The organism is Ruminococcus sp. OA3 (assembly GCF_022440845.1).
Lineage (GTDB): Bacteria > Bacillota > Clostridia > Lachnospirales > Lachnospiraceae > Ruminococcus_G.
In genome coordinates, this window is sequence record NZ_JAKNTO010000001.1 from 2,730,050 (window position 1) to 2,753,870 (window position 23,821).

Genomic DNA, 23,821 nt, shown 5'->3' on the forward strand with positions numbered 1-23,821 from the left:
AGGTTTACCATCGATTCTTAATCTTGTTCTGGAGCCTGTAGATGGTGTTGAGTGCATCCATCGGAGTCAGGTTGCTGATATCCAGCTGTCCCAGTTCTTCTATAATATCGTCATTCTGCACGGTGTCAAACAGAGAAATCTGTTCCATGTCTACTTCATCGTAATGCACCGGCTGTTTTTTTAGTTTCGTGGATTTTGTCAGATCCTTGACGGCGGCCAGTATATCCGCATTGCTCAGCTCCTCCACCAGTTCCCTGGCGCGTTCGATCACAGAATCGGGAACTCCGGCTAGTTTGGCTACCTGGATGCCGTAGCTCTTGTCTGCGCCGCCTTTAATAATTTTTCGCAGAAAAACAATATCGTCTCCCTTTTCTTTCACCGCGATGCAGTAGTTATTGACCCCTGGCAGCTTGCCCTCCAGTTCTGTCAGTTCATGATAATGTGTTGCAAACAGCGTTTTGGCACCAAGCAGCTTTGGATTACTGATGTGTTCTATGACCGCCCAGGCGATGCTGAGGCCGTCGAAGGTGCTCGTGCCGCGCCCGATCTCATCCAGGATCAGAAGGCTGTCTGCCGTCGCATTCCGAAGGATCGTTGCTACCTCTGTCATTTCAACCATAAAGGTGCTCTGTCCGCTTGCAAGGTCATCGGATGCACCGACCCTTGTAAAAATGCGGTCAACGATTCCGATTTTTGCCTTATCTGCGGGAACAAAGCAGCCGGTCTGCGCCATCAGGACGATCAGCGCCGTCTGTCTCATATACGTTGATTTTCCAGCCATATTCGGTCCCGTGATCACAGAGACACGGCTTGCGGAATTATCCAGATAGGTGTCATTTGGAATAAACATGTCATTTGTGATCATTTTTTCCACGACCGGATGACGCCCGCCTTTGATATCAATGATCCCCCTGGTATTGATCCTGGGCCTCACATAATGATTGTGCATCGAGACTACTGACATAGAGGCGAACACATCAGTGTATGCGATCGCGCGGGCAGTTTCCTGTATCCGTGTCATCTCTTTTGCCAGTGTATCCCTGACCTCACAGAACAGCTGATATTCCAGTGCGTACAGCTTATCCTCTGCACCGAGGATCATATCTTCCAGTTCTTTCAGCCGTGGTGTGATATACCTCTCGGCGTTGGTCAGGGTCTGTTTTCTCGTATAGTAATCGGGTACCATGTCTTTAAACGAATTGGTGACTTCCAGATAATAGCCGAACACCTTGTTGTATTTGATCTTCAGATTGCGGATACCTGTTTTTTCACGTTCCTCTGCCTCCAGCTGTGCAAGCCATGTCTTCCCCTCCGTTTTTCCCTGACGGTAGTGATCGACATCTTCATGGAAACCGTCCTTGATAATCCCTCCCTCTTTCAGCGCCAGAGGGGGTTCCTCCTGGATGGAGTTTTCCAGCAGTGTATACAGGTCTTCCAGCGCATCCATCTGCTGATATAATTTCGCCAGGAGGGGGCTTTCAAATTCCTTCAGGAGCTGGCGGATATGCGGCAGCATGGAGAGCGAGGATTTAAATGCGATAAGATCACGTGGATTTGCCGACTGATAACTGATCCTGCTGACCAGCCGCTCCATATCGTAAACAGGGTTTAAATATTCCCTTATTTCATCTCTTATTATCGCCTTTTTATTCAATTCCTCCACCGCATCGAGGCGGTCATTGATATCAGCTGCGTCTATCAGCGGCTGTTCGACAAAGCTGCGCAGTAAACGGGCCCCCATCGCTGTTTTTGTCTTATCCAGAACCCACAGGAGAGAACCCCGCTTCTGTTTTTCGCGGAGCGTCTCGACGAGTTCCAGGTTTCGACGGCTGGAGCTGTCGATCATCATATATTTGTCAGCCAGATACGGCGTAATCTCCGTCATATGTGAGAGTGAATTTTTCTGAGTCTCAAACAAATACTGGAACAAAGCACCTGCGGCAATGATTCCGTTTGGATAATCGGCAAGACCGAGGCCGGACAGTGTGATCGTCTGAAAATGATCCATCAGCGTGCGTTTGCACAATTCGTCATCAAAATACCATGCATCCAGAGAATAGATGCAGATACCCAGTCGGCTTTTCAGATCCTCCAGATCAATCCCGCTGACAAAAAATGCATGATTACAGATGATCTCTGCCGGGGCAAACTTGTGGATCTCGTCGATAAGTTTACGCTCTTTATCCACTTCTGTCACGGAGCAGTCGCCGGTCGTGACATCTGCAAGGCAGATGCCATATGTATCCCCAAGATATACAACAGACATGATATAGTTGTTGCGTGTCTCATCGAGGCTTTGGGTATTTAAGTTTGTACCGGGTGTTACGATCCTGACCACTTCCCGCCTGACCAGTCCTTTGGTCAGTTTCGGGTCTTCCGTCTGCTCACAGATTGCTACTTTATAGCCTTTTTCTATCAGCCTGTTAATATATGTCTCTGCGGCATGGTACGGGACCCCGCACATCGGGGCGCGTTCTTCCAGTCCGCAATCTTTTCCGGTCAGTGTTATCTCCAGTTCTTTGGTGACCAGCAGTGCGTCTTCAAAAAACATTTCATAAAAGTCGCCCAGCCTGAAAAACAGAATACAGTCTTTATAGGCTTCTTTCGTCGTCACATACTGCTGCATCATTGGTGAGAGATTTGTCACATTCATTGTTTTTTCCGTCCCATTATTCTTTTGTTATTCGGCTGCCCATGTAATAGAAACCACGGCATTCATCCAGTGAAACATCGATCAGTCTGCCTATATCTTCCGCTGTTCCCGGAAAATGAACCAAAACATTATTTCCCAGCCTGCCGGTCACGAGACTGGCATCGTGGCTGTTCATTTCCTCAGCCAGAACGGTCTGAACTTTTCCGGTGTGACGGGAAGTCATCTCTTCGGAGATTCTCTGAACCTCCCCCAGCAGCCTGTCGAATCGCTCTCTAACAACATGTTCCGGCACCTGATCTTCCATCACCGCAGCAGGAGTGCCTGTCCGTTTGGAATATATGAAGGTAAATGCACTGTCATAGCGCACCCTGCGCACAACATCCAGCGTCTCCTCGAAATCCTCTTCCGTCTCTCCCGGGAAACCGACGATGATATCGGTGGTCAGAGAAATATCCGGTACTGCAGCGCGGATCTTATCGACAAGGTTCAGGTACTGTTCCTTTGTATAACGGCGATTCATCTCTTTTAAGACACGTGAACTACCTGACTGCAGCGGGAGGTGAAGGTGTGGGCAGATTTTGCTGCTCTCTGCCATAACCCGGATCAGCTCATCCGACAGGTCTTTCGGGTGAGAAGTCATAAAGCGGATCCGTTTCAGCCCGTCTATCTGGTCGATCTGTGTCAAAAGCTGAGCAAACGTCATGGGATGTTCCAGATTTTTTCCGTAAGAGTTTACATTCTGTCCAAGAAGCATCACTTCCACAACACCGTCTGACACCAGGCGTTCAATCTCCCTGATGATATCCTTCGGATTACGGCTGCGCTCTCTCCCTCTTACGTATGGAACAATACAGTAACTGCAGAAATTATTGCATCCAAACATGATGTTGACCCCTGATTTGAAGGGATACTTCCGGTCAACCGGGAGGTCTTCCACAATTTTGTCTGTATCTTCCCAGATATCGATCACCATCCGTTCAGACTCCAGACGGTTTACCAGCAGCTCGGCAAATTTATAGATGTTATGCGTCCCGAAAATCAGGTCCACAAAGCGGTAACTCTTTTTGATTTTTTCGACGACCTGCGCTTCCTGCATCATACAGCCGCAGAGACCGATCATCATATGCGGATTCTTCTTTTTCAGGCTGTTCAGATAACCTAACCGGCCATAGACACGCTGGTTCGCATTTTCCCTGACGGTGCAGGTATTGTACACAACAAAATCCGCATGATTCTCATCGCTTTTCTCATAACCGACCGCCTCAAGAATGCCTTCCAGTTTTTCAGAATCCCTGGCATTCATCTGGCACCCGAAGGTATTGACACAGAACGTAAGAGGCCTGTTTAAAAGCTGCGCGCGATCTCTTACGTACTCTTTTGCTTTTTCAATATAATAATACTGACGCTGTGGTTCCATGGACGGAACTGCGCCGTATGTTATTTCTGTCGTTTTGTTTTCCATCCTTTATCCTCTATCGATATTCAAGATTTCCGTAACAATTGCAATTATAACAACTCTGTCCGCATGTTTTCAAGTGAATTCTAAAGATAGAAAAAAATTGCACGGACTTCCACTGTTATATATATGTGTAAAAACGGATGTTTATGCCAGGGCAACAAAAGAAGATGCTGCAGACCTGTTAAAATCCGCAACATCCTGATGTTATCATATTACGGACGGATCTGTCCGCTTCCATAGATAATATATTTAGTCGTTGTAAGTGCCGTAAGTCCCATCGGGCCTCTGGCATGCAGCTTCTGTGTACTGATACCGATCTCGGCACCAAAACCAAATTCAAATCCATCTGTATAGCGTGTAGATGCATTGACATAGACTGCCGCTGCATCCACTTCATCCAGAAACTTCTGGGCGTTCTGATAACTGGACGTTATGATCGCTTCGGAATGTTTGGTGTTATATCTGTTGATATGTGTGATCGCTTCTTCTACTGATGATACAGTCTTGATGGAAATGATATAATCCAGATACTCTTTCCCCCAGTCTTCATCCGATGCTTTTTTCGCATCCGGAACAAGCGCACAGACCTCATCATCCCCGCGCATCTCCACGTGATTTTCTTTCAGGCGCCCGGCAAGCACCGGAAGCAGGGCATCCTTGACATTTTCATGAACCAGAAGAGATTCGCAGGCATTGCAGACGCCGACCCGCTGGGTTTTGGCATTCAGGATGATATCGACGGCCATTGTAAGGTCGGCGCTTTCATCCACGTAAATATGACAGTTTCCGGTCCCCGTCTCAATCACCGGGATCGTGCTGTTGTTTACGACCGCCTGAATCAGCCCGGCACCGCCGCGCGGGATCAGCACGTCGATATAGCGGTTCATCTTCATGAAAGCCGTCGTCGTATCACGCGACGTATCCTCTATTAGCTGGATCACATTTTCATCAATGGCGTGCTGCTTCAAGGTTGTCCGAATACAGTCCACGATGGCTTTGTTGGAATGGAGCGCGTCACTTCCGCCTTTTAAAACCACAACATTACCGGTCTTAAAACAAAGGCCAAAGGCGTCTGCAGTCACATTCGGGCGCGCTTCATAGATAATTCCGACAACTCCGAGCGGCACCCGTTTCTGTCCGATCATCAGTCCGTTTGGACGCTTTTTCATCTGCAGGACTTCCCCGATCGGATCATCCAGCTGTATAAGCTGACAGATACCTTCCGCCATTCCCCTGATCCTGTCTTCGGTCAGTGCCAGGCGGTCCAGAAGTCCGACAGACATGCCGGCTTTTTTGCCGTTCTCCACATCAATGGCATTTGCGGCCAGAATCTTATCGGACCGGGCCACCAGCTCTTCTGCCACCTTTGATAAAAGCTCATTCTTTAAATTTGTCTGCATATTGCGCATAACCGGCTCTGCTGCTTTTGCCTGCATTCCAATTTTCTCTAACATTGAAAACCCTCCTGTCTGTAAATCCTGGTCTGTGTGATAAGAATCTGAGGAAGCACATCCAGCTCTTCCCACGGTACTTCTTCCATGACCTGAAAATCAAAAGCCACGGCGACTGTTTTGTGAAGGCGGTGCGCGCTCAGGTATCTGTCATAAAATCCCTGCCCATATCCGACGCGGTGCCGCATTTTATCAAATGCGACCCCGGGTACGATCATGACGGCATCCTCTGCATGGGATGCACGGCACCCTTCCGGTTCCGGAATCTGAAAATATCCCGGTCTGAGCTGATCAAACGATGTGATCTCATAAAAGGACATATCCCTGCCTTCCACTTTAGGTACAGCCACCCGCTTTCCTGCAGCCCATGCCGCTTCGATCAGTTCTTTTGTATGGACTTCACGGTTAAAATCCATATATGTATACAGCCACCCGCTGCTTTGGTATTCCGGCAGTTGCAGTATTTTTTCACAGATTGTATGGCTGTCGGCTGTCAGCTGCCCGGGGGCTGCCTGTCTTCTGTATTCAAAGACCTGTTTTCTAATGCTTTGTTTTGTCTCCATATTTCTCCCCCAGATTAATGACAGATCCATCCGCTTCCTGAATGTCAATATTGTCGAGCTGAGACCGGAGGTTCATCCTGATGCTCGCGATGTATTCTTTCCGAAGCTTTGACTGTTCCAGCTTTTCCTCGGGAGTCAAACCAACGGACTTCGCCTTCCGCGCCAGTTCATTGATACGTGTGATGTCCATTTCTTTCATTCTTAACTATCTCCTTCATGGTTTATGCTACAGCAGTTTTTCAATATAGTCAATCAGGTAAAACTCCTCTTTGGGGTTTGCCAGAAACAGCGTTCCGCATGGCTTTCCGCTGATGATGCGGTGAATCACATGAAAATCTTCACCATTCGCGATGATCATATCCGCCCCTGCACTCGTAGCGAGATTAGCGGCTGTGAGCTTTGTTGCCATGCCTCCCGTGCCTGCGGTACTTCCGGTCGTGCCTTTTCCCATCTCCATCAGGTGTGAATCGATGGTCTCCACCACATCAATAAAATGTGCCTGTTTATTCCGCCTGGGATCATCCGTGAACAGCCCGTCAATATCTGAGAGGAGAATCAGAAGGTCCGCCCCTATCAGCGAAGCCACGACTGCAGATAATGTATCGTTATCGCCGAATTCAATTTCATAGGTGGAAATGGTATCATTTTCATTGACAATGGGAATCGCACCGAGTTTTAAGAGTTCCTCAAAGGTATTCTTGGCATTTTTACGGTTCAGATTGTTTACCATCGTGTTTTTTGTCATCAGGATCTGGCTGGCTACCTGATTGTATTCTGAAAACAACTTCTGGTAGATCATCATCAGACGGGCCTGTCCGACCGCAGCACATGCCTGCTTTTCTTCCAGCTTCCGGGGTTTTTCCTTAAAGCCCAGCGCAGCCCGGCCAACCATAATCGCCCCTGATGAAACCAGCACTACATCTTTTCCCTGATTGCGGAGGTCGCTGATCTCCCGTACCAGTATCTCAAGTTTGATCAGATCCAGACGTCCCGTCTGAGGATGCGTCAGGGAAGAAGAACCGATCTTGATCACAATACGTTTTTTATCTTTTAGTTTTTCTCGAACATTCAAAATTTCATACCTGCTTCTTTACTGTGAAAGTCCCGCCGGACGGCCATGAATGAGCCATGCTTGCATGAGCGAATTCATGGCCATTTGGCGGGCAAGCCGGTATGAGCGAGTAGCGCAGCAGCGCGGATCGCGAATACCGGCGGCGATTGCGGGAGTCCGAAGGACGGAGCAATCGACTTTCATTTATGGTGATGACGCCGTCAGGCGTCATATCTGTTTACTGTGAAAGTCCCGGACGGAGCAATCGACTCCATTCTACAACAGATCGTCCGCTTTGTCTATATGACTAATACTCCGTATCTGCTGCTGCAGCGGCATCATTTGCCGCTTTATCAGTCGCACTTTGTCCCATCGGAGCGGTGAATCCGTCACGGTCTGTCACTGAGACAAGATCCCGGTAAGTGTCCAGAACGATGCAGACCCAGGTTTTGCCCGTATTCAGTGTAATCTCATTGCCGTTGCTGTCATAGTAATATGTCGGACCCCATGGATCATGCTTTTTCCAGGAAACAGGGATTGCCTTTCCGTTGGTAATGTATATTCCCTCATTTGGTTCATCGACATCAATATTCAGATAACCGTTTTCATCATAGTTCCTCCAGCTGGAATACTGAATCAGAATATTTTTGCAGGCCAGCTGCTGTCCCGTCAGTTCATCTGTCTGGCTTCCCCCGTACTGATACCGGTAGTACAGACCTTCCTCAGGATTGTATTCGAACCATGGTTCGTTGTACTGGTAACCCGGTTTAACGATCTCTGCGTTCCAGTTTCCCGGGAGTTCAATCGAATCTCCGACTTTACAAAAGGTATATGACCCTTCATATCCTTCTGCATATTCCTGGCTGTACCCGCAGATCTCAATTCCTTTCTGGATACCCTCGAAACTGGTATAGGCGTTATGCGGCGCCTTGCGGTCGCTCGTTCTGTAGAACACGGAATCTGTATAGCTGGCGAGACCGCTTAAGTTGTTTACTTCCGGAAGTTCCAGAATCGGCAGTGCATATGCCGACTGCCCGTAATGAACATAAATGGCATTAAAACCTGCGGCATAGAAGATATAGTAGTCCCGGCAGCTTCTCATAGAGCCGATCTTTTCAAGATTGTCATAGTCTTCCATCACTGCCATAAGACGCGTAATGCCGCCTTCCACGGGCGCCTCATATATGACCCCTGCGTTGGAAATGCCGGCCTGTGGTATGGCGGCCTGGATATTATTCATCATGACGGCGACAGGACGTCTTCTGCCGATCGCCTCGTCGACGTACTCACCGGTCAGATAGCTTTTTACTTTTCCTTCCGGAATGATCTCCTCATCCGGTTCCGGAGTCTCCGGTGCGATGATATCATCCTCAGCATCCTCTGGTTCTTCTGTCTGTGCCTCCTCTGTTGGTTCCGGTTCGGGAGCCGGCTCCTCTTTCTTTTTGCATCCGCCCAGCATCATAACAGATACTGTCAGCAGAATTAATACTTTTGCAATATTCCTTTTCATTTTGTCATTCTCCTATCGTGTGATATTTAACTGTTTAAGCACCTGTTCCTGCTTCTGTTCCATGACCGCTGCGTCTTCTGCTTCCATGTGGTCATATCCCAGCAGATGCAGCAGACTGTGCGCGATTAAAAATGCATATTCCCGTTTTGTCCCATGACCGTATTCCTCCGCCTGCAGCAGCATCCTTGGAACACAGATCATAATGTCGCCAAGCATCAGAAGATCAGAATCAGGATTGATATATTCCCCCGCACTCTCTTTGATAATCGTATAATCTGCGGGAGATTCAAAATCTATCACAGGAAAAGACAGCACATCCGTCACACTGTCGATGTTCCGGAACATCCGGTTGGTCTCCCTTATTTCATTTTCTCCTGTCAGCACAATGCTGACTTCAGCATCATACGGGCAGTTCTCCTGCTCCAATACTGTGCACATCACATCCTCCGCTACCTGCCGGCAGGAAAACGGAAATTCACAGTCGATTTCATTTTCAATAAAAACTGTCATCTTATCCCCTTTTACGGCCGGGCTGTTCGTTTGCTGTTCTTTGCAGGCCTGGCCTTTTTCTCATATGCTTCGTATGCCTGTACAATTTTCTGAACCAGAGGGTGACGAACCACATCTTTGCTTGTCAGCTGGCAGAAAGAGATGTCTTCGACCTTCCGGAGCACCTGTACCGCTACATCGAGTCCGGACCGGGTGTCCTTCGGCAGATCTTTCTGTGTATCGTCGCCTGTAATAATAACTTTGGACCCAAAACCAATACGTGTCAGGAACATTTTCATCTGGGCCGGTGTTGTATTCTGTGCCTCGTCAAGTATAATAAACGCATTATCCAGGGTCCTGCCGCGCATATAGGCAAGCGGGGCAACTTCGATCAGGCCTTTCTCCATATTCTTCATAAAGCTCTCTGCTCCCATGATCTGATACAGGGCATCATAGAGCGGCCGCAGATAAGGGTCCACCTTGCTCTGAAGGTCCCCGGGAAGGAAACCCAGCTTTTCGCCGGCCTCTATGGCCGGCCGTGTGAGAATGATACGGTTGACTTCATCATTGCGGAACGCCGTGATCGCCATAGCCATCGCTAGATAAGTCTTTCCGGTGCCGGCCGGCCCGATTCCAAAGACAATCATGTTTTTCCGTATGCTGTCCACATACTGTTTCTGCCCCAATGTTTTGGGTTTCACAGCACGGCCGTTGATGGTATGGCAGATACAGTCTTTATCCATCTCAACGATCGCAGATTCCTTCTCTTCCATCGAAAGAGAAACTGCATAATCCACCTGCTGACCGGTTATCGTATTGCCGCGCTCAGCCAGCGTTACCAGTTGTTCCAGAATACTCCGGGCCTTTTTTACATTGGATGAAGGCCCGATCATTTTCAGCTGTCCGTCCCGCGAAATCATGGTCACATTTAATGTCCGCTCGATCTTCTTAATGTTTTCATCAAACTGACCGAAAATGTTCGTCTCGTGTTCGGCCGGTATCTGCATTACTGCTTCAATCATACTATTCATTCTTCAGATGTCCTTTCCGGTATCACTTCCTGAATCTTCACAGGTGCTGTGGTTGTGATTTTTTCTGTCACCTGGATCTTCCCTTTCGTGATGCATGTTGATTCCGATGTGTCTATTTTAACATTTTTACGGTATATTTCTACCCCTTTTTGTGTTAAATTCTTCAAAAACATGTAGAGATTGGTATTTGCCTTCGCGGCAGCCTCCTCTTTTGTATACTGTTTGACCTCTATCTGATATGGAAGTGTCTGTATCGTGCCGTAGGTAAGCGGCAGAATGAAGTTCTCCGTAAGATACAGCGGATGTGTCGTGGCTACCTGATCGTACCGCTGGTCCTCAGGAGGGGACGGACCGATATCTACGCGGTAATTCATAATCGTAAAAAACCAGGAGTTTCTCTGGTCCTGCGTATAGATCCGCTCCTCATATTCCATTGGAAACTCATCGTAGTAAGAGTAAGAAGTCCTTGCATAAAGGTCAGCATCCGCGCTGGTGTACTCATAGCCGATGGTTTCCTGGGCGTCATTTTTAATCTCCAGCGTTCCGGAGACAAGAATATCTCCTTTTTTAAACTGGTCTCCCACCTTTACAAGCGGAACACCGGAGCGCGTTACAATTGACATGACAGTCCCGCTTTTCTTGGCCACGATATCCTGAGGAGTACTCTCCTGATCTACCGTCTGCTGTTCCTGCTCCTGATTATAGTTTTCTTTCATTTCCAGAAAAAGCCGCGTTCCCTCTATCCGGGCTGAGACCCAGGTGATATTTGGAAATTCACGCCGAAGCATGGAAGCTACCTCGGCACAATTAACAGATTTTTTCAGAATCCCGTGCCGGATGTTTTCCTGTTCCAGATATTTCAGTACTGTCTGTGTGCTGTACGTGATGTTGCCATCGACATGAATATTCCAGATACGCAGGGAAAGCATATAGATCAGAGCGCAGAAACACAGGATTCCAAGAAAAAATGCCTTTCTTTTTCGGCTTTTTTGAAAAAAGAAGGGCAATCCTCGTTTTTTTGAAATTCTGATTTTGATTTTCGTTTTTCTGGATATCGGACGAAGTTTTTTAAAGTCCGAGATGCTCATGCAGGCCATCTGCCCTTCGCCCTGCGGCATCAGTTTCCACAGGATAATATCATTTGCAGAACAGAGGTTTAAAAACCGCTCTTTTTCTTCTCCGTAAAAATTGATATGTACATACCCTTTGGCGTAACGCAGACACTGCTGGATCAAATTCTCACCTCATATCCTATATCCCCCGGAAAGTATACCTCTACCGGTCAAAAAAAACAGCCTGGATAAAACCTGTGATCTTCATTTCATCCCGGCTGTAGTAAGCGATGCACAGATGTTCTCCCTCAATCCTCATTCGTCCCTTTTTCAGCAGGATTCGGATGATATTCTCTTCATATTCCAGAATCCTGCGGTAATTTTCAACCAGTATCTCACTGCTCCCGCTCAAGGTCACAAGTGATTCCTGAAGTGCAAGGTCTTTCGGTATCTGCAGCGATCTGACCAGCTCCCGCTGCAGGGAAGGGATTTTTTTCAAGTCTCTAAGAACTCCCGGCGTTTATTATTATATAGTATATGTATGCCTTTCCAGATTATACATCTTCAAGGAAGATCAGACTGAACCAGATTACCATGTTTTCTCCAAGAAAATAATCCATATGATATTTTTCTATGGTATTTGTCAGGACGATTCCGTGACTTTCAATACAGGGATGCATGATCTCCGGGTGAATGCATGCTTTTTTGGGATAAGAACATTTTTCACAGACAGAACAGGAATCTGTGGAAAGCGTGTAACACGAAACTGCATTCAGCCTGAGGAATTTCTCAATTTTCCGGGTGATGTTTTCATGTTCCTGTTTTGACTTTAAAGTACGCTCCAGATCGGAATAATCTACAACCTCAGCGATGGAAGAAAACAGCAGGACTTTTGGATACTTCAGGCAGGTTTCTCTGCATTTTTCGATCGTTCCAACTGCCGGCGGGCAGGACCAGGAACTCCCGTAACGGGAGCATTCTTTTTTACAGATCGTCCGCACTTTGTCCGTAAATTCCAATTCCCGGGTATCCAGAAGGGCATACTGATAAATAGGAAACTGTGTGATATAATCTTCTATAATCTCAAATTTCATGATTTTTATCTCTCCTCGTCTTTCGATATCCTTATTATCCTAAGTTTACGGAAAAAAAGCAATCCCCAAAAATTTTCTTTTTGGGGATTGCAAATAGCCGTTTACTTAGAAATCGATATCTTCGCCATAGAAGCAGGCTTTCAGAAGTTTTTCCATTTCTTCCTGAACCGGAACACGAGGATTGGAACCGGTGCAGGCGTCGCCGATCGCCAGTTCTGCGACAGCCGGAAGTTTTTCCATGAATTCCTTCTCATCGATGATGCCGCCTTCGTATTCTTTGATGGAATCCGGAATATCCAGGGAGGCATTCATCTTTTTAATCTCAGCTACCAGTGCCGCGACTTTTTCATCCGTGCTGTCCCCTCCGAGACCGATGAAGTCTGCGATCTCGGCGTAGCGAACAGCGGCTTCCTGAACCTTCGCGTTGTACTGGATCACCCTCGGAAGGTACATTGCGTTCGCACAGCCGTGCACAATGTGTCCTCCTGTGTAAGCGGCACCCGTCTTGTGAGCCATCGAATGCACGATTCCGAGCAGTGCATTGGAAAACGCCATGCCTGCCAGGCACTGAGCGTTATGCATCCGGTCGCGGGCTTCCATATCACCGTCATAGGAAGCTTTCAGATCATTATGTACCATTTTGATCGCATGGAGGGCGAGAGGATCTGTATAATCGCAATGGAGTGTGGATACATAAGCTTCGATCGCATGCGTCATCGCATCCATGCCGGTATGAGCCGTAAGCTTCGGAGGCATTTTCTCCGCCAGTTCCGGATCAACGATCGCTACATCCGGTGTGATATTAAAGTCAGCCAGCGGATATTTGATACCTTTGCTGTAGTCTGTGATAACGCTGAATGCTGTTACTTCCGTGGCTGTTCCGGATGTTGAAGGAATCGCACAGAATCTGGCTTTCGTACGCAATGTCGGGAAGCTGAACGGTGTGATCAGATCTTCAAATGAGGTTTTCGGATACTCATAAAATGCCCACATTGCTTTGGCAGCATCGATCGGTGAGCCGCCTCCCATGGCTACGATCCAGTCCGGACCAAATTCCTGCATCATCGCGGCACCGCGCATCACCGTATCCACGCTTGGATCCGGCTCGACATTTTCAAAGAGTTCCACTTCCATGCCGGCCGCTCTCAGATATTCAACGGCTCTGTCAAGAAAACCAAAACGTTTCATGGAACCGCCGCCGACTACCAGTACGGCTTTCGATCCCTTCAGGTTTTTCAGTTCCTCCAGCGATCCCTTTCCGTGATAAAGGTCTCTCGGTAATGTAAAACGTCCCATATATTGCCCTCCTGTTCTTTTTTTATGCAAATATTATACTGCATTTTGGAAAATATTGCATTACATTTGCAAGAAAAATTCAATTTTAATATTTAATCTCAATAAACAGGTCTAACCGGATGGCGGAGCACGGTTTTCAGATTCTCAGGTTTCGTCTTTCTCGGATCTCCCAGATAGATCTCATGGTGCAGACGCTTTTCTGAAATATCACACTGATACCCGTGTTCCGAGATGAATGCTTCCAGCTTTTCGATCGTCACCGGTTCCTCGTCATACGGGCCCCTGTGCATGACCTGACAACACAGGCCCTCTGTGAAGGTTTCCAGTCTTACTGCGGAAAAATCAAGATGAGGTTTCTTTTTTAACAGGCTCTCCTTTGCCCATTCAAATACCTCTTCCGTGACAAATTCCGGCTGTCTGATCATGGCAGTCCAGCAGAACCTGTCCTTATCGGTAATGGCACCGCGTCCGTCAAAAGCTGCACCGTCCAGTTTCCAGAGCCCTTCCAGAGGAGGGACCACATACTCGAAATATCCTTCCGGCTGATTGCCGCTTAGTTTGCTCATTTTAATGGTAAATGACAGTCCATACAGGATTTCCACAGCATTCTGGTAGCTCTTTGAAGTATTGGGATTTCCTCTTCCATCCACCATAATAAACGTCATTTCCGGCACGTCAACCACTGCGGGTGTACTTTTGGGTAGATATAAATCCCTGTACACTTTTTTGTAATCCAGCTTCCCGCCTGTCTTCAATGATGTTTCCCCGGTTTTTGCGGATCTCTCTTTCGTGTCTTTCTTCTTCCGCGGTTTCGGATCAGGCAGCTGACTGCAGGTGGCAGCCGCGAGCTGTGCTAAAAATGCACGGTCGTCTAAATTTTCTATCAGGAAATAGGGTTTTGCCCCTTCATAAGGAGGCACCTCGTCAAAATCGCCGCAGATTTCCCGTCCGGCATCTGTGATTTTTATAAAGAACTGATTGTCACAGATGACAGCAAAAAACTTCCCATTACAGTAAAGTCCGTATTCACCAAACATTCTTTTGCTGGTAATGTTTCCTGCATCCCCAAGCTGATCGGTCACGAACTGCACAAATTCAAGATTTGAAGCCATAATTATTTCATCTCCTTTACAGATTTTATACCTCCATGATATCACAGCAAACATGACATCTATATGTCATGATGCCAGGGTCAAAAGGTCAATTTGATTTATATGCGTAGATAAATGTTAACGAACCGGGGCTGATATTGTTTGTTTTTTACTGTAAAAAAGACACGCGGGAAATTATAAAAGATACCGGAGGCTTCCGGTCTTGGCACCGAGTTTCAGGCAGGTCACAAAATCCGTAATGTCCTGCTCCAGATAATGATATAAATTCCGGTCACTTCCGTATTGGTCCCTGACCAGAGTTTCCAGCAACTGCAGGATACGCTGTTCCAACTGCTTTTTATCGGACAGCTCAACCAGTTGCTTCAGCTTTTCATAGTCCAGTCTGCGTTTTGGCGTTCCCGTTTTTCGGCGGATCAGCATACAGACCAGAAGGTGTCTGAGTATGATGCTGCTGATATTATAGAACTCTTTTTGGTAATCCGGCTGGAAACGTGATAACGTGCCCGTCACGTAATCAGCCGGCAGCCTGTTCAGAAAACGCTGTTCCAGGCTGATGCCGATGATATAGTGTTCTATGGCATCAATGCCTGTGGCATTTATCCCTTCCCCAAGGGTCGGATAGTCCATGGTGATGACCGTCTCCTGCGGGGCGAATCTGGCGTCATAATATAGAAAAAAACCAGGGAGAGCTTTGGTAACGGTATCATGATAGTTTTCATTTCCATATGCACAGAAATCTGAAATCATCGCATTGTACTGTTCCTGCGCCGTCTTTACCTTTTCAAGGACCCTTTCATATCCCAGCTGATATGCCTTCCCGGCAGGGAGTTTCATATCTGAAGTCAGTGTATTTTCGTCCGTGCACTCGTTGATGCAGTAAATAACTGCCTCCATCAGCTGATTTGCCCTTTCATAGGTAATCGATGTACTCTCTTTCGAGGTAAATTTCCCGGCAAGTCCTGCCACTACAGGAATCAACTCTTCCATCGTGTAATCCATCACAATCCTCCGTCACATCAATTCATCCAGCGCCTGCAGAAAAACATCCTTATCCCATCGCTTAACGATGTCCATTTTATGGAACCCTCCTCTGCTGTCTGTATTCCGGTATTCCCTGTACCCTGCCCGAATGGCCTGTGCAAAAATGTCAAGACATGTCCCTTCCAGGTAATCCAGATCTCCGAAGCAAACCGTCTCAAACTGCTCTTTCATAAACTCCAGAAGTTCCGCATCTGTGATTTCATCCAGCATCTCATTCTTATACAGATAAAAAATCTCCTGCAGCCGCTTTAAGGTTTCCACATAATGATTCTGATCGATATACTGAGAATCGCAGAATACGAAAATCAGCTGCGGCAGGATTCCTTCCCCAAACTCCACACGCTTTTCGGCTCTTAATACCTCACTCCTCTCCCTTACCAGAAGCTGTGCATCTTCCTGTGACAAGACCAGTCCGAATCTTTCCGTATACTGATTAGCCTCCAGCACTTTTGACAACTGATTCTGACCTGACATAAGCAAAAGCCAGTCTTTATCTTTCATTGAGGTTCCCCCTTTTGATCTTAGTCTGATGATTATACCGCCGTGCCGTAGCCAGTACCAGTCTTGAATTTTTTGCGGTTTTGTGGTAATATGGAACAGGAGAAGAGAGGAAATTGCCCTCTCTTCTCCTGTTCTATTCATTCGATCCTGTATGGTACCTCTGAAGCAGCATTTTTGCCCGCAGCACAAACTCCCTTCGAAGATATGCCGGTTCCAGCAGTTCAACCTTATCCCCAAAACTGAAAACCCAGCTGAACAGGTTTTCCTTATCGGAGAAGCCGAAGGTAAACAGCAGTTTTCCGTCTTCCTGTTCTGTATAACAATTCGGTCCATATTCCTCAATCAGCCGCCATCTCATCTCCTGCTCAAAAAGTGCCTTGACGGAAATTGACGGGGGCGTGACATGTTCAGGAGACAGATCAGGCGCTGAAAAGGGGACCGGCTCGTATGATTCCCCAGTGTTCGCTACCTCAAGCATCCGATTTAGCTTGAACAGGCGGAAATCCTGTTTCTCACAACATCTTCCCCAGATATACCATGACGACCATTTGAAGATCAGCAGATAAGGCTCTATCGCCCGGCTGCTGTTCCCGGCCGGAGCAAAGTAAGAAAATGTAATTTTCTCATGCCGTGTGATTGCGGTCTGTATCAGTTCAATCTTAGGAGCCAGCAGAGATTTATACCAGGAAGAAAGATCAATCAGGATATGTTCGTTGGAAGTCAGTATGTCGGGATTCTCAGCGGACAATTTCTCCATAAGCTGTCTCATTTTTCTGTTTCCACTGACGCTGTCAAGGCTTCGAAGCCCCGCAAGAATAGCCTGCATATCGGATGCGGTCAAAAGCGTCCGGTCAATGCGGTACCCTTCCATAATGGAAATCCCCCCGTTTGTTCCCTGTGTTGTCACAATGGGAATGCCTGCCCTGCACAGTGCTTCGATATCCCGGTTGATGGTGCGCCTTGACACTTCGAATTTTTCTGAAAGACAGGGAGCCGTCACCTTCTCCTGCTGCAGCAGGATGGACAAAATCCCGATCAGTCGTTCTATTTTCATAAAGAAACTCCTTAGCTGTTAATCGTATGATACGGTTAGTATAGCGCAGGCCGGAGTTTTCGGCAAATGAAATTATTATTACTGATAATCTGCAAGATTGTCTTTCGTTACCAGCTCATACGGTATTTCGATGAACTCCGGCTGCAGATCGGAAGCACATGCGGAATATGCAGCGATTGCCCCCCACTGTCCCTGTTTTACCGCATTCTGGAATACCGTACAGCCAAATGTCCCCTCTGAGACCGCCTTTCTGGCATCATCGTTGGCATCGATTCCACAGTTGATAATGCCTGTCACTCCGGCAGCCTGTTCTGCCTGCAGTGCGCCCATTGCCATTTCATCATTGGCCGCGACGATGACATCAATTTTGTCCCCATACTGAACCATCCAGTCCTCCGTGATATCCATTGCCTTATCTCTCAGATATTCCCCTTCCAGGCTTGCAAGCAGTTCGTAATTGTATCCTGCCTCATCCAGTGTTTCAAAGAATCCTGCTTTTCGGAGCGTTGTATGGGTATAACCATTGCTCCCTTCCAGATAGCACATGTTTAATGTTTCCGAATCATCTACATTCTCGATCAGATACTCTGCCTGCAGCTGTCCTGACAGATAATGGTCTGACCCGATAAAGAAGTGATCTTCCTCTGCACAGTTCGGCTCGGCCGTGATATTGATGATCGGAATACCGGCTTCCTGAGCAAGGCCGCAGACAGCCACGTCGCCGTCTGAGTCAACAGGTGTCAGCAGGACAGCATCCACTCCCTGTGTGATAAAGTTTTCCATAAGTTCCATCTGTGTATTGACATCATTCTTTCCGTCCGCAACATTCAGTGTCACATTCGGATAATTTTCTTTTGTGTAATTTTCTACCTCTTCCTGTACTTTTGCACAGAATGTATCCGTAAAGCTCATCGTAATATATCCCCAGGTGAATGTTTCGTCTCCGTTAACCGAATACGTTCTGGCAAGTTCCTGTTCCCAGTCGAGTAAATCCGCTGCCGGTGCTTCGGTCTTCTCCTCACTCTCTTTTGCTTCTTCCGTCTCCGCCGGAGCCGGCGCATCTGTTGTGTCTGCCGCCTCTTTCTGTCCGCACCCAAACATGGAGACTGCCATCATTGCCGTTATTCCAATTGCCAGTAATCTTTTTCTCATCTTTTTTTCTCCTTTTACTTTGTATTCGCCTTACGAACCTGAACATCGATGATAACTGCCACGCAGATCAGGATACCCAGTACGATGTCCTGGAACGATGAGTTGATGTTCTGCAGGTTCATGAAGTTCTTGATGATACCGATGATCAGGGAGCCCACGATTGTGTTCAGGATATTCCCCACACCCCCGCTCATACTCGTTCCTCCCACGATGACCGCCGTGATCGCATCCATCTCCATCCCTTCACCGGCTGCCGGCTGGCCTGAGCTCATCCGCGCCATCAGCAGGATTCCTGCAAGCCCCGTACAGACTCCGCCGAACGCACACGCAAAGAACTTGGATCTCTTCACACGGATACCGGATGCCAGCGCCGCCGCCTGGTTGCCTCCGATCGCATACAGCGACCTCCCCATCGGCGTCCACGCCAGGATCAGGTACGTGATCGCCAGCACGAGGATCATGATCACCACCGGGAACGGGATGAAACCGATGTAACCCTGCCCCAGGAAGTTAAACGATGCCGGAAGGTTCGAATAGTTCTGGCCCCCCGTGAACGCCATGATCGCACCGTCCGCCATCTGCATGGATGCCAGCGTTGCGATGAACGGCGGGATGTCAAATGCCGTGATCAGCGCCCCGTTAATCGCACCGAACAGCAGGCCGCATGCCAGGCCTACCACCAGCGCCAGGAACAAATTTCCCGTCTTCATCATGCAGTACGCCGACAGCGTTCCTGCAAACGCCAGCACGCGCCCCGGCGACAGGTCGACCATTCCCGAGATCAGCATCAGCTGCTCCCCGCATGCCAGGATCGTGATGACCACGACCTGGCGGACAACGTTCCTTAAGTTCACCCCCGAGATAAAGTTGCGGTTCACGACCGACATGATCACAAACAACAATACAAAGATCAATACGATCCCAAATTTACTGTAACATTCAGCCACCGAAAAACTGCCTTTTTTACTCTTCACCATCATGCCTGCCCTCCTATTGCAAAACTCATAATCCTTTCCTGCGTCAGGTCGTCCCCCTGCACCTCCCCGGTGATCCGGCCTTCCGCCATGACCAGTGTCCGGTCACAGACACCGATGATCTCCGGGAGCTCAGACGAGATCATGATCACCCCTGCCCCCTGCTGGGCCAGGTCGCACATGATCTTATAGATCTCATACTTCGCACCGACGTCGATTCCCCGCGTCGGCTCGTCCATGATGAACACCGTCGGGTTCTGCAGCAGCCATTTCGCGATGACCACCTTCTGCTGGTTCCCTCCGCTCAAAGACCCTGCGCTCGTCTTGATCGACGGCGCCTTGACGGTCAGCTTTTCGGACATCTGTGCTGCCTCCCGGTCCTCCTGCTTCCGGTTCAGCAAAAATCCGCGGCTGAAATGCTTCAGGTTCGCCAGCGCGATATTCTCCCCGATCGAGCGGCACAGCACCAGGCCTTCGCCCTTCCTGTCCTCCGACAGGTAGATGATCCCCGCCCGGATCGCATCCGGCACATGGCGGATCTCCACCTTTTCCCCCTTCAGCCAGATCTCGCCCGACTGCAGCTTATCCAGCCCGAAGACCGCCCTCGCCACTTCCGTACGCCCTGCCCCTACCAGCCCGGACATCCCAAGGATCTCCCCGGCACGCAGGGTAAACGACACGTCCTGAAACACGCCCTCCCGCGTCAGGTTCTTCACTTCCAGGATCGTCTCGCCGATCTTCGGGTGTTTCGGCGGGTACACGTTCGTCATCTCACGCCCCACCATCTTCGCGATGATCTCATCCGTCGTGATCTCCCCGACCTTATGGGTCGAGATCGCCTTCCCGTCCCGCAGGATCGTCACCATATCCCCAATCTGTCCGATCTCATCCAGCTTGTGGGAGATATAGATGAAGCTGATCCCCTGCTTTTTCAGCATCCGGATCTTCTCATGGAGCACCTCCACCTCGCTCTCCGTGATTGAGGATGTCGGCTCATCCATGATGATGACCTTCGCATTTACGGAAATCGCCTTGATGATCTCGATGATCTGCATGTCCGATACCGTCAGGGAACGCATGGTCCGTTTGGCATCGTAGTGGAACCCGAAGTTGTCGATCAGCTGCTGCGCCTCGGCATACATCTTTTTCCACTGGATGGTCTTCAGTTTTGTCAGCGGTGCACGGCCGAGAAAGATGTTCTCGGCGATCGTCAGGTCCAGTACCGGGCTTAACTCCTGGTGGATCGTCGCCACGCCGATGCTGTTCATATACCTGGGGTTATGCGCCGTGATCTTTTTTCCGTACAGGAACAGGTCGCCTTTATCTGCCACGTACAGCCCGTTGATGATCTTGATCAGTGTGGACTTTCCGGCGCCGTTCTCGCCCGCGAGTACATGTACCGTCCCCTCCCTGACTGTGAAGCTGACGTTGTCCAGTGCCTTTACCCCAGGAAACGATTTGGAGATGTCCTTTAATTCCAGCACGTTTTTCCCTTCTTCTCTCTCCTTTTCCATTTCCCTCCTCCTTTCCCACTTATATGATCATTCAAAGTTCCGTGCAAGGTCCATACAGATATCAACCCAGGAAGAACCATGTTCAATATGTCCGCAGCAGGTCTGCGCCTCCCGCAGTTCCACGATCAGTGGATTTCCCCCGGATACTTCCATACCATGGGAAATCATATCGCGTATGCGTCTTTCATCGAACGTATGGAAAACATCCGTCGGGTTTACTTTCCAGCTCATCACATATTTTCCGCCGATTTTTTCAGCAGCGACGTCAATGTCAGAGAATGCACTGACTGCAATCTGCCTGAGGTTCGGTATGTATTTTTCCACCACATCGTATTTCCTGTTCATGTTTTCACAGCATCCGTATGCATTCATGCCAAACAGGGCGGAAAGCTTATTCTGATATGGAAGAACAAATTCCTCCAGCATATCCGGTGAAACAGCGGTAAATTCCTGCGCCATGCAGTACCCCCATAAATCCTTCATGCGGACGGTACCGTCATAGTCCTCTGACGGGAGCAGGTCCGTGCAGGCCAGACCGTTGGAACCGCAGGCAGTGGCCGTTCCATTAACCATATATTCGTTGTTGTTCAGTTTCCAGATTCCAAGCTCGATGCCCTTTTTCAGATACCCGAGGCGTCCCTCGTACAGAATGGACATGGCTTCATGTGTGAGTTCCGGCTCCTCATACAGATCATACATTACCTGCTCCAGTCCTCTGAGTTCACACCAGATATCGATCAGGCTGTTTCCCCATCCCATGATAGACTGATGGGTGGATGCAGTAAACGGCTCGCCCTCCACAACAATTAAGATATCTCCAAAGATCTCTCTGGCAAGCGCGAAGTTCTCCCGTGACTTTTCTTCATCTACTGTAAGTTCCGGAAGCTTCAGTTTTTTAATATCGCTGACTTCGTGGATACATGGATGAAAACAGGCTGCGTGGTCCGGTCTGTCATCATACGGACGTACCCGGTCGTCCGTCCAGTCTGTCACATGGGTATCATAGGGAATATATAAAACATCTGTCAGTACAACATCATCGTCAAAATGCTCTGCACGGTATATTCTCATCCGCAGCTCTTTTTCTAATGTCCTGAATACAGGGTCTTTCACTCTCAAAGTTTCCTCAGGAACCAGCTCATGCCAGCATTCCGGCGGGAAGATCACCAGCGGTCTTGTCTTTTCCATTTTATTGAGCCTTATCCAGAGCTCTTTTTTTTCTTTCCATTTTGGATCCTGGGAAATTTCTTTTACCTGAATTGCCAGTGTGCGCAGATGTACTGCCTCTTCCTTTGATATTCTATTGTGCATGATTGTTGCATCCTTTCTTTCACTTAATTATCAACTGTTTCATACTATCTATTATATAAATTATTTCACCTATTCCCATACTCTGGTTTTCGTTAAACTTCATCTTGTTTTAGATAAGGTGGGATTTTGGTTGAGATTAAATCTCAGCGGGTTATAATGACAGTAACACCTGAAGAAAGAAGGGATATGCGTGAAATCAGTATTTGAAAACCTGACTGCCGGCGTCTATAAAAAGTCTGTAGAACATGCATTTCTTCCTCCGAAGCTCGCGGAAGAATTGCTGTTCTATCCTACCTGGACAGGACATTATTACTGTTCAGAAAATTACTATATAAGAAGAGAAACCTATCCCACTCTGCTGCTGATGTATGTAGTAAAGGGGATGTTCCATGTGGAATTCAGAGATAAGATTTTCGATGCAGGTCCGGGAGAAGTCATTTTGATCGACTGCCGGGAGCCCCATTATTACAGAGCCTACGAGGGACTGGAGTTTTATTTCTATGGATTTGAGGGCTCCAACTCCAGAGAAATCTGCCACTACATACTGAGTACCAAGGGCCCCCGGATCAGTTCAAAGAATAACCATCTGATTGGTAATCTTTTAAAAAATACTTTAGATTTTTATGAGAAAAATGATACAGAAAACATCATCGATGCCTCACTGAGAGTCTACAAATTTCTGACGCTTCTGCTCCAGACCAGAGAAATGTATCAGGGTGTCAGGAACAAACCGATCGATCAGAGCCTGACGTATATTCAGGAAAATATTGACAAGCATATCACGATGGAGCAGCTCGCCAGAATCGTGGGATTGAGTCCGGCATATTTTTCCAGTATTTTCAAACAGGAAACAGGTTATTCTCCTCGTGAATACATCACCAATGCCAGGATGAATAAAGCCAAGCTGCTGCTCGTTCAGACACATAAAAGCATCACGGAAATCGCCTTTGAAGTGGGATACGCCAATAATGCCAGCTTTACCAATATTTTCACAGACAAAATCGGGTGTTCACCTAAGACGTTTCGCAAGCTGATGCGATAGAACGACCGTATCCATCCGTTCATCAAAAGAAGAAAGATGCACATGGTTCATTACCGTGTGCATCTTTCTTCTTGAAATTCATTCATTTTTAAAAATTCTTCCCATTCCAGCCCCACTGAGTAAAGCTCTCATAATTCACATACACTCTGTTCCGGGGAATCTGCAGCTCTTCTTCCAGCATGCCGCAGATATCCTTGGTCAGCATCAGGCTGTATTCATCAGACAGGCTGCCGAAGACTTCCACTTTCACATACGCGGTGGGACCATCCTGATTCCCTCCGAAATATAAACGGCAGTTATCCTCCAGTTCGATCATCAGAAATTCTTCGGATTTCCCCGGGATCTGCGTGATGATCTGTCCGAGCCGGTTTTTCACACTCTCTTCCTGTTCTTTTGTTACGGAAACGGATACATTTGTTTTTATGTATGGCATGTGACATTCCTCCTGAGTTTTCTTTCTATCTTAACCTT

23 protein-coding genes are annotated in these 23,821 nt (G+C 47.9%); 1 reads left to right on the plus strand and 22 read right to left on the minus strand.

Annotated features, from left to right (window positions below; translation table 11 throughout):
• Positions 1 to 4 precede the first annotated feature (4 nt).
• The 21 genes from mutS to MCG98_RS12315 all read right to left on the minus strand — a co-directional run bounded on the left by mutS (position 5) and on the right by MCG98_RS12315 (position 22,308).
• Complete coding sequence (mutS, locus tag MCG98_RS12210) at positions 5 to 2,653, minus strand: DNA mismatch repair protein MutS (protein ID WP_240302229.1); 2,649 nt, start codon at positions 2,651 to 2,653, stop codon at positions 5 to 7.
• Between the two features lie 16 nt (positions 2,654 to 2,669).
• A complete protein-coding gene (gene miaB / locus MCG98_RS12215) occupies positions 2,670 to 4,115 on the minus strand; it encodes a tRNA (N6-isopentenyl adenosine(37)-C2)-methylthiotransferase MiaB (protein ID WP_240302230.1) in 1,446 nt (481 codons plus the stop codon).
• Between the two features lie 209 nt (positions 4,116 to 4,324).
• Positions 4,325 to 5,566 carry a glutamate-5-semialdehyde dehydrogenase gene (locus MCG98_RS12220; RefSeq protein ID WP_240302231.1) on the minus strand — a complete coding sequence of 414 codons (1,242 nt, stop codon included), beginning with the start codon at positions 5,564 to 5,566 and terminating at the stop codon, positions 4,325 to 4,327.
• Positions 5,560 to 6,126: a 5-formyltetrahydrofolate cyclo-ligase gene (locus MCG98_RS12225; RefSeq protein ID WP_240302232.1), complete on the minus strand. Its 567-nt coding sequence runs from the start codon at positions 6,124 to 6,126 to the stop codon at positions 5,560 to 5,562. The genes MCG98_RS12220 and MCG98_RS12225 overlap by 7 nt, the downstream gene beginning before the upstream one ends.
• Positions 6,104 to 6,325 (minus strand): DUF896 domain-containing protein, encoded by a 222-nt coding sequence (locus MCG98_RS12230; RefSeq protein ID WP_240302233.1) that lies wholly within the window; start codon positions 6,323 to 6,325, stop codon positions 6,104 to 6,106. Before MCG98_RS12230 ends, MCG98_RS12225 begins: the two co-directional genes overlap by 23 nt.
• 27 nt (positions 6,326 to 6,352) lie before the next feature.
• A complete protein-coding gene (gene proB / locus MCG98_RS12235; protein ID WP_240302234.1) occupies positions 6,353 to 7,198 on the minus strand; it encodes a glutamate 5-kinase in 846 nt (281 codons plus the stop codon).
• Positions 7,199 to 7,484: 286 nt separating this feature from the next.
• Positions 7,485 to 8,687, minus strand: a complete 1,203-nt coding sequence (locus MCG98_RS12240; RefSeq protein ID WP_240302235.1) for a DUF3048 domain-containing protein — start codon at positions 8,685 to 8,687, stop codon at positions 7,485 to 7,487.
• Positions 8,688 to 8,699: 12 nt separating this feature from the next.
• Entirely contained in the window at positions 8,700 to 9,197 is a 498-nt protein-coding gene (gene ybeY / locus MCG98_RS12245; protein ID WP_240302236.1) for an rRNA maturation RNase YbeY, read from the minus strand.
• Between the two features lie 11 nt (positions 9,198 to 9,208).
• Positions 9,209 to 10,207, minus strand: coding sequence for a PhoH family protein (locus MCG98_RS12250; RefSeq protein ID WP_240302237.1), 999 nt, complete (start codon positions 10,205 to 10,207; stop codon positions 9,209 to 9,211).
• A complete protein-coding gene (gene yqfD, locus MCG98_RS12255) occupies positions 10,204 to 11,442 on the minus strand; it encodes a sporulation protein YqfD (RefSeq protein WP_240302238.1) in 1,239 nt (412 codons plus the stop codon). Before yqfD ends, MCG98_RS12250 begins: the two co-directional genes overlap by 4 nt.
• 40 nt (positions 11,443 to 11,482) lie before the next feature.
• On the minus strand, positions 11,483 to 11,758 hold the full coding sequence (locus MCG98_RS12260; protein WP_028529734.1) for a YabP/YqfC family sporulation protein: 276 nt from the start codon (positions 11,756 to 11,758) through the stop codon (positions 11,483 to 11,485).
• A gap of 55 nt (positions 11,759 to 11,813) precedes the next feature.
• Complete coding sequence (locus tag MCG98_RS12265; RefSeq protein WP_240302239.1) at positions 11,814 to 12,353, minus strand: DUF2284 domain-containing protein; 540 nt, start codon at positions 12,351 to 12,353, stop codon at positions 11,814 to 11,816.
• Positions 12,354 to 12,458: 105 nt separating this feature from the next.
• Complete coding sequence (locus tag MCG98_RS12270; protein ID WP_028529732.1) at positions 12,459 to 13,649, minus strand: iron-containing alcohol dehydrogenase; 1,191 nt, start codon at positions 13,647 to 13,649, stop codon at positions 12,459 to 12,461.
• 98 nt (positions 13,650 to 13,747) lie between these two features.
• Positions 13,748 to 14,761, minus strand: coding sequence for a GyrI-like domain-containing protein (locus MCG98_RS18965; protein ID WP_345891655.1), 1,014 nt, complete (start codon positions 14,759 to 14,761; stop codon positions 13,748 to 13,750).
• 174 nt (positions 14,762 to 14,935) lie between these two features.
• Positions 14,936 to 15,760 carry a DUF6179 domain-containing protein gene (locus tag MCG98_RS12285; RefSeq protein WP_240302240.1) on the minus strand — a complete coding sequence of 275 codons (825 nt, stop codon included), beginning with the start codon at positions 15,758 to 15,760 and terminating at the stop codon, positions 14,936 to 14,938.
• Between the two features lie 12 nt (positions 15,761 to 15,772).
• Positions 15,773 to 16,303, minus strand: a complete 531-nt coding sequence (locus MCG98_RS12290; RefSeq protein WP_240302241.1) for a DUF6323 family protein — start codon at positions 16,301 to 16,303, stop codon at positions 15,773 to 15,775.
• Between the two features lie 133 nt (positions 16,304 to 16,436).
• Complete coding sequence (locus MCG98_RS12295) at positions 16,437 to 17,357, minus strand: YafY family protein (RefSeq protein ID WP_240302242.1); 921 nt, start codon at positions 17,355 to 17,357, stop codon at positions 16,437 to 16,439.
• A gap of 78 nt (positions 17,358 to 17,435) precedes the next feature.
• On the minus strand, positions 17,436 to 18,509 hold the full coding sequence (locus tag MCG98_RS12300) for a sugar ABC transporter substrate-binding protein (protein WP_240302243.1): 1,074 nt from the start codon (positions 18,507 to 18,509) through the stop codon (positions 17,436 to 17,438).
• A 14-nt stretch (positions 18,510 to 18,523) separates the two neighbouring features.
• On the minus strand, positions 18,524 to 19,489 hold the full coding sequence (locus tag MCG98_RS12305) for an ABC transporter permease (protein ID WP_240302244.1): 966 nt from the start codon (positions 19,487 to 19,489) through the stop codon (positions 18,524 to 18,526).
• On the minus strand, positions 19,486 to 20,997 hold the full coding sequence (locus tag MCG98_RS12310; protein ID WP_240302245.1) for a sugar ABC transporter ATP-binding protein: 1,512 nt from the start codon (positions 20,995 to 20,997) through the stop codon (positions 19,486 to 19,488). Before MCG98_RS12310 ends, MCG98_RS12305 begins: the two co-directional genes overlap by 4 nt.
• 27 nt (positions 20,998 to 21,024) lie before the next feature.
• The gene (locus MCG98_RS12315; protein ID WP_240302246.1) at positions 21,025 to 22,308 is read right to left on the minus strand and encodes a hypothetical protein; all 1,284 of its coding nucleotides are present in this window, start codon (positions 22,306 to 22,308) and stop codon (positions 21,025 to 21,027) included.
• 190 nt (positions 22,309 to 22,498) lie between these two features.
• Here MCG98_RS12315 and MCG98_RS12320 point away from each other — a divergent pair, with 190 nt between their 5' ends.
• Entirely contained in the window at positions 22,499 to 23,350 is an 852-nt protein-coding gene (locus MCG98_RS12320; protein ID WP_240302247.1) for an AraC family transcriptional regulator, read from the plus strand.
• Between the two features lie 88 nt (positions 23,351 to 23,438).
• Here MCG98_RS12320 and MCG98_RS12325 read toward each other — a convergent pair whose 3' ends face one another.
• On the minus strand, positions 23,439 to 23,783 hold the full coding sequence (locus MCG98_RS12325; RefSeq protein WP_240302248.1) for a phenylpyruvate tautomerase MIF-related protein: 345 nt from the start codon (positions 23,781 to 23,783) through the stop codon (positions 23,439 to 23,441).
• Positions 23,784 to 23,821: the final 38 nt, after the last annotated feature.